General features: G+C 72.9%; 4 protein-coding genes. 1 reads left to right on the plus strand and 3 read right to left on the minus strand.

Going from position 1 to position 8,223, the window contains the following annotated elements:
* Positions 1 to 157: 157 nt before the first annotated feature.
* The 3 genes from AB0435_RS28765 to glgX all read right to left on the minus strand — a co-directional run bounded on the left by AB0435_RS28765 (position 158) and on the right by glgX (position 6,385).
* A complete protein-coding gene (locus AB0435_RS28765) occupies positions 158 to 2,029 on the minus strand; it encodes an ABC transporter ATP-binding protein (protein WP_366428295.1) in 1,872 nt (623 codons plus the stop codon).
* Positions 2,026 to 3,813: an ABC transporter ATP-binding protein gene (locus AB0435_RS28770; protein WP_366428296.1), complete on the minus strand. Its 1,788-nt coding sequence runs from the start codon at positions 3,811 to 3,813 to the stop codon at positions 2,026 to 2,028. The genes AB0435_RS28765 and AB0435_RS28770 overlap by 4 nt, the downstream gene beginning before the upstream one ends.
* A 313-nt stretch (positions 3,814 to 4,126) precedes the next feature.
* Entirely contained in the window at positions 4,127 to 6,385 is a 2,259-nt protein-coding gene (gene glgX / locus AB0435_RS28775; protein WP_366428297.1) for a glycogen debranching protein GlgX, read from the minus strand.
* Between the two features lie 494 nt (positions 6,386 to 6,879).
* Here glgX and AB0435_RS28780 point away from each other — a divergent pair, with 494 nt between their 5' ends.
* Positions 6,880 to 8,094 (plus strand): Ig-like domain-containing protein, encoded by a 1,215-nt coding sequence (locus AB0435_RS28780; RefSeq protein WP_366003761.1) that lies wholly within the window; start codon positions 6,880 to 6,882, stop codon positions 8,092 to 8,094.
* Positions 8,095 to 8,223 lie beyond the last annotated feature (129 nt).

The raw sequence follows: 8,223 nt of genomic DNA on the forward strand, positions 1-8,223 counted from the left end.
GATCGGGAAGGATGCGGGGTGGGGGACCCTCGAACTCCGCGACGGCGGCCGGGCGGTGGGGCCGCCGGGGGCGCCATCGCGACCGGAAATGGTGCAGTCCGATGACGGACAAGCCGCCGGCCGGACCCGGGGCACCGGGCCCGGCCGGGCGCCGCCGTCAGACCAGGCTGTCCCGCCAGGCCCGGTGGAGGTCCGCGAAGCGGTCCGTGCCGGCGACGAGTTCGGCCGGCGTGCCGTCCTCCACGACGCGGCCGTCGGCCACGACCAGCACCCGGTCCGCGATCTCGACCGTCGACAGACGGTGCGCGATCACCACCGCCGTGCGCCCGCGCAGCACCGTCCGCATCGCGGCCTGCACCGCCTGCTCGCCGGGGATGTCCAGCGAGGACGTCGCCTCGTCGAGGATGAGGACCGCGGGGTCCGCGAGGAGCGCGCGGGCGAAGGCGATCAACTGGCGCTGCCCCGCCGAGATCCGGCCGCCGCGCTTGCGGACGTCCGTGTCGTAGCCGTCCGGCAGCGCGGTGATGAAGTCGTGCGCGCCGATGGCCTTCGCCGCCTGCTCCATCTCCTCGCGCGTCGCGTTGGGGCGGCCGATGGCGATGTTCTCCGCGACCGTGCCGGAGAAGAGGAACGACTCCTGGGTGACCATGACGACCCCGCGGCGCAGCTCCGCCACGGCCAGCTCGCGCAAGGGGACGCCGTCGAGCCGGACCTCGCCCTCGGTCGGGTCGTAGAAGCGGGCGAGCAGCTTGGCCAGCGTGGACTTGCCGGCGCCGGTGGAGCCGACGACGGCCACCGTCCGCCCGGCGGCCAGGGTCAGGCAGAAGCGCGGCAGCACCTCGCCGCCCGTGCGGTAGGCGAAGCGCACCCCGTCGAAGACGACCTCACGGCCCGGGCTGCCCGCGGGACGCTCCGGCAGCGTCCTGGGGTGCGCGGGCTCCGGGACGGAGGGACGCTGGGCGAGCAGACCGGCGATCTTCTCCAGGGACGCGGCGGCCGACTGGTAGGTGTTGAGGAACATCCCGAGCCGGTCGATCGGGTCGTACAGGCGCCGCAGGTAGAGCACCGAGGCGGCGAGCGCGCCCAGGGCCAGGTCGTCCGAGGCCACGCGGTAGGCACCCCACAGGACGATCGCCGCCAGCGCCGTGTTGGCCACCAGCCGGGACGAGAAGATGTATCGGGCCATCTCCAGCATCGCGGCCGCGTTGGCGCCCCGGTGGCGGGAGTTGAGCTCGGCGAAGTGCGCCTCGTTGGCGCGTTCCCGGCGGAACGCCTGCACCGGCCGGATGCCGTTCATCGTCTCGGTGAACTTCACGATGACGGCCGCGATCGCCGTGGACCGCTCGCCGTAGACGGCCAGGGCGCGGCGCTGGTAGGAGCGCACGAAGAGGTACAGCGGGGCGAGGGACAGCAGGGCCGCGCCCCCGATGCCCCAGTCGAGCCAGAGCAGCGTCGCCGAGACGTACACCACCGACAGGGCGACGGCGATGAGCTCCTGGAGGCCGTCGTTGAGCAGCTCGCGGATCGATTCGACGTCGGAGGTCGCGCGGGAGATCAGCCGGCCGGAGGTGTAGCGCTCGTGGAAGTCGACGCTGAGCGACTGCGCGTGGCGGAAGATCCGGCCGCGCAGGTCCAGGAGCATGTCCTGGCCGATGCGGGCCGACAGCCGCACGAAGACCAGCTGGAGGAGGCCGGAGGCCAGCGCGCACAGGGCGTAGGCGACGCCGGCGGCGACCAGCGGGCCGTGGTCGCCGTGGCGCACGGCGGGCACTCCGCGGTCGATGGCGTACGCCACCAGCAGGGGGCCCGCCTGGACGGCGGCCTGCTGGAGCAGCAGGACGACGACGGCGAGCCGGACCGCGCCCCGGGCGGGGGCGAGGAGCGAGCGCAGCAGCGCGCGGGAGGCGCCCTTGGGGGCGGGCAGGACGTCCTGGGCGACGGGGTCGCCGGCGTCCGCCCGCCCGGCCCCTTCCGTCTGCCCGGTCTGCTCCGTCCGCTCCTCCTGCTCCTCGGGAACGGTGGTGGTCATCGTCGCGGCCCTCCCTGGAAGGCGTGGTCGTCCCGGCCGGACATCAGTGACGCGTACTCCTCGTTGCCGTGCAGCAGTTCGTGGTGGGTGCCGACCGCCGTGACGCGCCCGCCCGAGAGCAGGGCCACCCGGTCGGCGAGCAGGACGGTGGAGGGGCGGTGGGCGACCACCAGGGCCGTGGTCGTCGCCAGCACGTCGCGCAGCGCCGCCTCGACCAGGGCCTCGGTGTGGACGTCGAGCGCGGAGAGCGGGTCGTCGAGGACGAGGAAGCGGGGTGAGCCGACGACCGCGCGGGCCAGCGCGAGGCGCTGCCGCTGACCGCCGGACAGGCTCAGCCCCTGCTCGCCGACCTGGGTGCCGGGGCCGTCCGGCAGGGCGTGCACGAAGTCGGCCTGGGCGACCGACAAGGCCCGTACGAGATCGGCCTCCTGGGCGTGCGCGGCGCCCATCAGGACGTTCTCGGCGACGGTGGCCGAGAAGAGCGTGGGGTCCTCGAAGGCGACGGAGACGAGCTCGCGCAGCCGCTCGCGGGGGAGCGCCGCGATGTCCTGGCCGTCCAGGGTGATCCGCCCGGCGGTCGCCTCGTGGAGGCGGGGCAGCAGCGCGGTGAGGGTGGTCTTGCCGCTGCCGGTGGTGCCGACCAGGGCCATGGTCTCGCCGGGTCTGATGTGCAGGTCGATGCCGCGCAGCACGGGCGGGGACCCGGCGGGCGCGTCGGGGTAGCGGAACTCCACGCCTTCCAGGCGGATTCCGTCGCCCCGCGCCCGGTCGCCCGCCGGCGCCTCGACGGCCTCGGCGGGCGGCTCCGTGTCGAGCACCTCGAAGAAGCGGTCCGCGGCCGTCGCCGACTCGTTCGTCACCGCGAGCAGGAAGCCGATCGACTCCACCGGCCAGCGCAGCGCGAGCGCCGTCGAGAGGAACGCCACCAGGGTGCCCGCGGACAGCTCGCCGTCGGCGACCTGCACCACCCCGAGCAGCAGCGCCGCCCCGATCGCCAGCTCCGGCAGGATCATGATCAGCGCCCAGAGTGTCCCCAGCAGGCCCGCCTTGCGCAGCTCGGTCGACCGCAGCCGGCCGGAGAGCGCCATGAAGGAGCGCTCCTGGCGGTGGTGCCGCCCGAAGCCCTTGATGATGCGGATGCCGAGGACGCTCTCCTCCACGGCCGTCGTCAGATCGCCCACCTGGTCCTGCGCGGTGCGCGCGGCCCGGGAGTAGCGCTCCTCGAACGTCCAGCAGAGCGCGACCAGCGGCACCACCGGCGCGAGCAGCACCAGGCCCAGCAGCCACTGCTGCATCAGCAGGATGACGAAGCCGACCACGATGGTCACTCCGTTGACGAGCAGGAACGTCAGCGGGAACGCCAGGAAGATGCGCAGCAGCATCAGGTCGGTCGTGCCGCGCGACAGCAACTGCCCCGAGGGCCAGCGGTCGTGGAAGGCCACCGGCAGCCGCTGGAGGCGGGCGTAGAGGTCCGCCCGCATGTCGGCCTCGACGCGGGCCAGCGGGCGGGCGATCAGCCGGCGGCGCGTCATGAAGAGCGCCGCCTCCACCGCGCCGAGGGCCAGCAGCAGGGCGCCGCCCAGCCAGACGCCCGACGGGTCGCGGCCGGCGACCGGGCCGTCCACCATCCACTTCAGCACCAGCGGGAAGGCGAGACCGACACAGGACGCGACGACCGCCACGGCCGCGGCGGCGAACAGGCGGGTGCGGACGGGGCGGACGTAGGGCCGAAGACGCAGCAGCGACCGGGCAGTTGAGTGGGGCACTTCTCGGGTGGCAGTCATCAGGAGCGAGGGTACGGTTGACGGCTTACCGTGCCCATGTGTTTTTCCCGGACTGGGTGCGGGTTGCTTGCGCCTGCGGCGGGCTTTTTCCCCAGCCCCGCCCCTTCCCGAAACTGGGGCTGCGCCCCAGACCCCGCAACACGGCTTCGCCGCGTTGTCCTCAAACGCCGGACGGGCTGGAAAACCAGCCCGTTGGGGGCACCTCCCAGCGGTAGCTGGGGGAGTTTGAGGACGCGACCGAAGGTCGCTGGGGTCCGGGGTCTCCCCAGTTTCGGGAAGGGGCGGGATAGGGGAACAAGCCCGCCGCAGGCGGCTACGGGCACGGACGGGGCGAGGAAGGCACCGCCGGCACGGCCCTCAGGAGAAGAACTGAGCGCGGCCGCACAGCCACCGGCGTGCCCCCCGGCCGCACCGTTCCCGGCGCCGCCGCCTGCCCCTCCAGCGCCGTGTTCACGAGGAGTTCGTACGCCGAGGCCCACGGCGGCCCGGGCAGCGTGAAGCGGACCGGCCCGGGGCCCGCGTGCAGGACCGTCAGGAAGCTGTCGTCGGTGACCGGTTCGCCCGAGGAGCCGCGCCGCGGGATGTCGCGGCCGGAGAGGAACATGCCGAGCGTGGCCGCCGGTGCGTACCAGTCGGCCTCCGTCATCTCCGTGCCGTCCGCCGCGAACCAGGCCAGGTCCCGCAGCCCGTCCGCCGCCTGGGGGCGGCCGGAGAAGAAGGAGCGGCTGCGCAGCACGGGGTGGGCGCGGCGCAGGGCGAGGAGCCGGCCGGACAGCTCGGCGAGCGCCCGCCAGCCGGGGTCCTCCAGGAGTGACCAGTCGATCCAGCTGGTGTCGTTGTCCTGGCAGTACGCGTTGTTGTTGCCGCCCTGCGTGCGGCCCATCTCGTCACCGGCCACCAGCATCGGCACGCCGGTGGACAGCAGCAGCGTGGTCAGCAGGTTCCGGGCCTGCCGCCGGCGCAGCGCGAGGACGGCCGCGTCGTCGGTGCCGCCCTCGGTGCCGCAGTTCCAGGACCGGTTGTCGCCCGTGCCGTCGCGATTGCCCTCGCCGTTGGCCTCGTTGTGCTTCTGTTCGTAGCTGACGAGGTCGCGCAGGGTGAAGCCGTCGTGGGCGGTGACGAAGTTGACGGAGGCGTACGGCCTGCGGCCGCCCCAGGCGTAGAGGTCGCTGGAGCCGGACAGGCGGTAGCCGAGGTCCCGTACGTCCGGCAGCGCGCCCCGCCAGAAGTCGCGCACGGCGTCGCGGTAGCGGTCGTTCCACTCCGTCCACAGCGGCGGGAAGGCGCCCACCTGATAGCCGCCGGACCCCACGTCCCACGGCTCGGCTATGAGCTTGACGCGGCGCAGCACCGGGTCCTGGGCGATGACCGCGAGGAAGGGGGAGAGCATGTCGACGTCGTGCATCGACCGGGCCAGCGCCGCCGCCAGGTCGAAGCGGAAGCCGTCGACGCCCATCTCCGTCACCCAGTAGCGCAGCGAGTCGGTGATCAGGCGGAGGACGTTCGGCCGCACCACGTGGAGGGTGTTGCCGCAGCCGGTGTAGTCGGCGTAGCGGCGGGCGTCGTCCTGGAGGCGGTAGTAGCGGCGGTTGTCCACGCCGCGCAGGGAGAGCGTCGGCCCGAGCTCGCCGCCCTCCGCCGTGTGGTTGTAGACGACGTCGAGGATGACCTCGATGCCCGCCGCATGCAGGGCCCGCACCATCCGCTTGAACTCGCCGACCTGCCGGCCGCGCGTCCCGGTCGCCGCGTAGCCGGCGTGCGGCGCGAAGTAGCCGATGGAGTTGTAGCCCCAGTAGTTGCGCAGCCCGCGCCGCAGCAGGTGGTCCTCGTGCGCGAACTGGTGGACCGGCAGCAGCTCGACGGCGGTCACCCCGAGGCGCACCAGGTGATCGACGGCCGCCGGGTGCGCGAGCCCCGCGTACGTGCCGCGCAGCCGCTCCGGGATGCCGGGGTGGCGCATGGTGAAGCCGCGCACGTGCAGTTCGTAGATGACCGAGTCGGCCCACGGCGTCTTCGGCCTGTGGTCGTCCGCCCAGTCGTCGTCGTCCGCGACGACGACGCCTTTGGGGACGTACGGGGCCGAGTCGCGGTCGTCGCGCACGGTGTCGGCGACGTACTGCTGGGGCCAGTCGCGGACGTGTCCGTAGACCTCGGGCGGGAGGGTGAAGTCACCGTCCACGGCCCGGGCGTAGGGGTCGAGGAGGAGCTTGGCGGGGTTCCAGCGGGCGCCGGTCCAGGGGTCCCAGCGGCCGTGCACGCGGTAGCCGTAGCGGCGGCCGGGCCGCACGCCCGGGACGAAGCCGTGCCATATCTCGTGCGTCAACTCGTCCAGGAAGAGGCGGGTTTCGCGCTCCTGGCCCGGCGTGCCCTCGGGGCCCGCGCCGGGCTCGTCGTCGAACAGGCACAGCTCCACGGCCTCCGCCCCGCCGGCCCACAGGGCGAAATTGGTCCCCGCCACTCCGTCGGCGCCGACGCGGTAGCGCGCGCCCAGCGGCTCCGAGCTGCCCGGCCGCACCGCCGGGCGGGCCGGGGGCGGGCCCTCCGGCCGCCGGTGGCCGTTGACGGCGGCCACGGCGGGCGGTGCCGCGCCGCCCTCCGCGCCGGGCCGGGCGGGGGCGCCTGCGAACCGGTCGTCCCGCCCGTCCCGTTCCGCCCGTTGCTCGGGTGCGCTCGACACGTCTTCGCCTCCGGCGGCTCTCGACCAGCGCGCCGGGCACCCGGCTTCCCGTGCCGGATGTCGGCGGTCCTGTCCTTCCCCCAGTTCTGCCCAGATCCGCGCATGCGCTCACCCGTGTGATCGGACCCGACACCTGTGCGGGACCTGTGCGCGCAACGCCCCCGTCGGGTGGTCAACGGCGGGTCTGCGGCCGGTTTAAGATGCCTCGATTCGGCCACAGCTCACTCCTCATGCGTACGCCTCGTACCACCGTTCCCATTTGCTGCGGAACGGTGACATTCGCGAGCCATGCGCTGTCGGTGGCATGTGGTTATCTATCGCCATGCGCGTGCTGACGCGCTCAGGGGGCGCCGCGTGGCCGCGGGCCGTGCGAAGGGGAGACAACCGTTGTGAACACGCAGCTGATATCGAGAGGGCGCGCCGGCCGCAGGGGCCTGTTCGCGCTGCTGCTCGGAGCGCTGTTGCTGCTGGTCACCGCCTGCGGTGGTGACGGGGACACCAAGAAGGACGGTGCGAAGAAGGACGACGGCAAGCCGTCGAAGGCCGTGGTGGCGATCGCGCCGAAGGACGGGGCGACCGACGTCGCGACGAGCGGCGCGCTCAAGGTCACCGCGGACCAGGGCACGCTGACCTCCGTCAAGGTCGCCGACGCCAAGGGCACCGCGGTCGACGGCAAGATCGCCGACGGCGGCGCGTCCTGGGAGCCGACCGCCCACCTCGCCGCCTCCACGAAGTACACGGTGGACGCGCTGGCGAAGGACAAGGACGGCCGGACGTCCGCCAAGCACGCGACGTTCACCACCCTCACCCCGCAGAACACGTTCGTCGGCTACTTCACGCCGGAGGACGGCAGCACGGTCGGCGTCGGCATGCCCGTGTCGCTCACTTTCAGCCGCGGGATCACCGACACCAAGGCCGTCGAACAGGCCGTGAAGGTGACCGCCGAGCCCTCGGTGCCCATCAAGGGCCACTGGTTCGGCAACGACCGCCTCGACTTCCGCCCCGAGAAGTACTGGGCCGCGGGCACCAAGGTGACGCTGGAGATGAACCTCAACGGCGTCGAGGGCCGTGACGGTGTCTACGGCACGCAGAACAAGACCGTGAAGTTCACCGTCGGCCGCAGCCAGGTGAGCACCGTGGACGCGGCCAGCCACCAGATGGTGGTCGAGCGGGACGGCAAGCAGCTCAAGACCGTCCCGATCTCGGCCGGTGCCCCGGGCCACTCGACGTACAACGGCCAGATGGTCATCAGCGAGAAGTACGACGTGACGCGGATGGACGGCAACACGGTCGGCTTCGGCGGCGAGTACGACATCGCGGACGTGCCGCATGCCATGCGCCTGTCGACGTCCGGCACCTTCATCCACGGCAACTACTGGTCGGGCGAGGGCGCCTTCGGCTCCGAGAACCTCAGCCACGGCTGCGTCGGCCTGTTCGACGAGCGCGGCGGCGGCGACCCGTCCACCCCGGCCTCCTGGTTCTACAACAACTCGCTCATCGGCGACGTCGTCATCGTCAAGAACTCCCCTGACAAAACGATCCAGCCGGACAACGGGTTCAGCGACTGGAACATGTCCTGGTCCGAGTGGAGCGCCGGGAGCTGACGCCTCCTCCCCCCGACGGCCGGGCGGCCCGGTGCACTTGTGTGACGAGGCCGCCCATGCGGGCCATGGCGCCCAGCGAGTTGGTGCCGGCGGCGTGGATGATCACGCCTGCCCCGAGGAAGAGGAGGG

It is taken from the genome of Streptomyces sp. NPDC051173, from assembly GCF_040689515.1.
GTDB lineage: Bacteria > Actinomycetota > Actinomycetes > Streptomycetales > Streptomycetaceae > Streptomyces.

Coding starts and splice junctions, on each gene's coding strand:
- AB0435_RS28765 (WP_366428295.1), bottom strand. CDS start 2,029: ATGACCACCACCGTTCCCGAGGAGCAGGAGGAGCGGACGGAGCAGACC.
- AB0435_RS28770 (WP_366428296.1), bottom strand. CDS start 3,813: ATGACTGCCACCCGAGAAGTGCCCCACTCAACTGCCCGGTCGCTGCTG.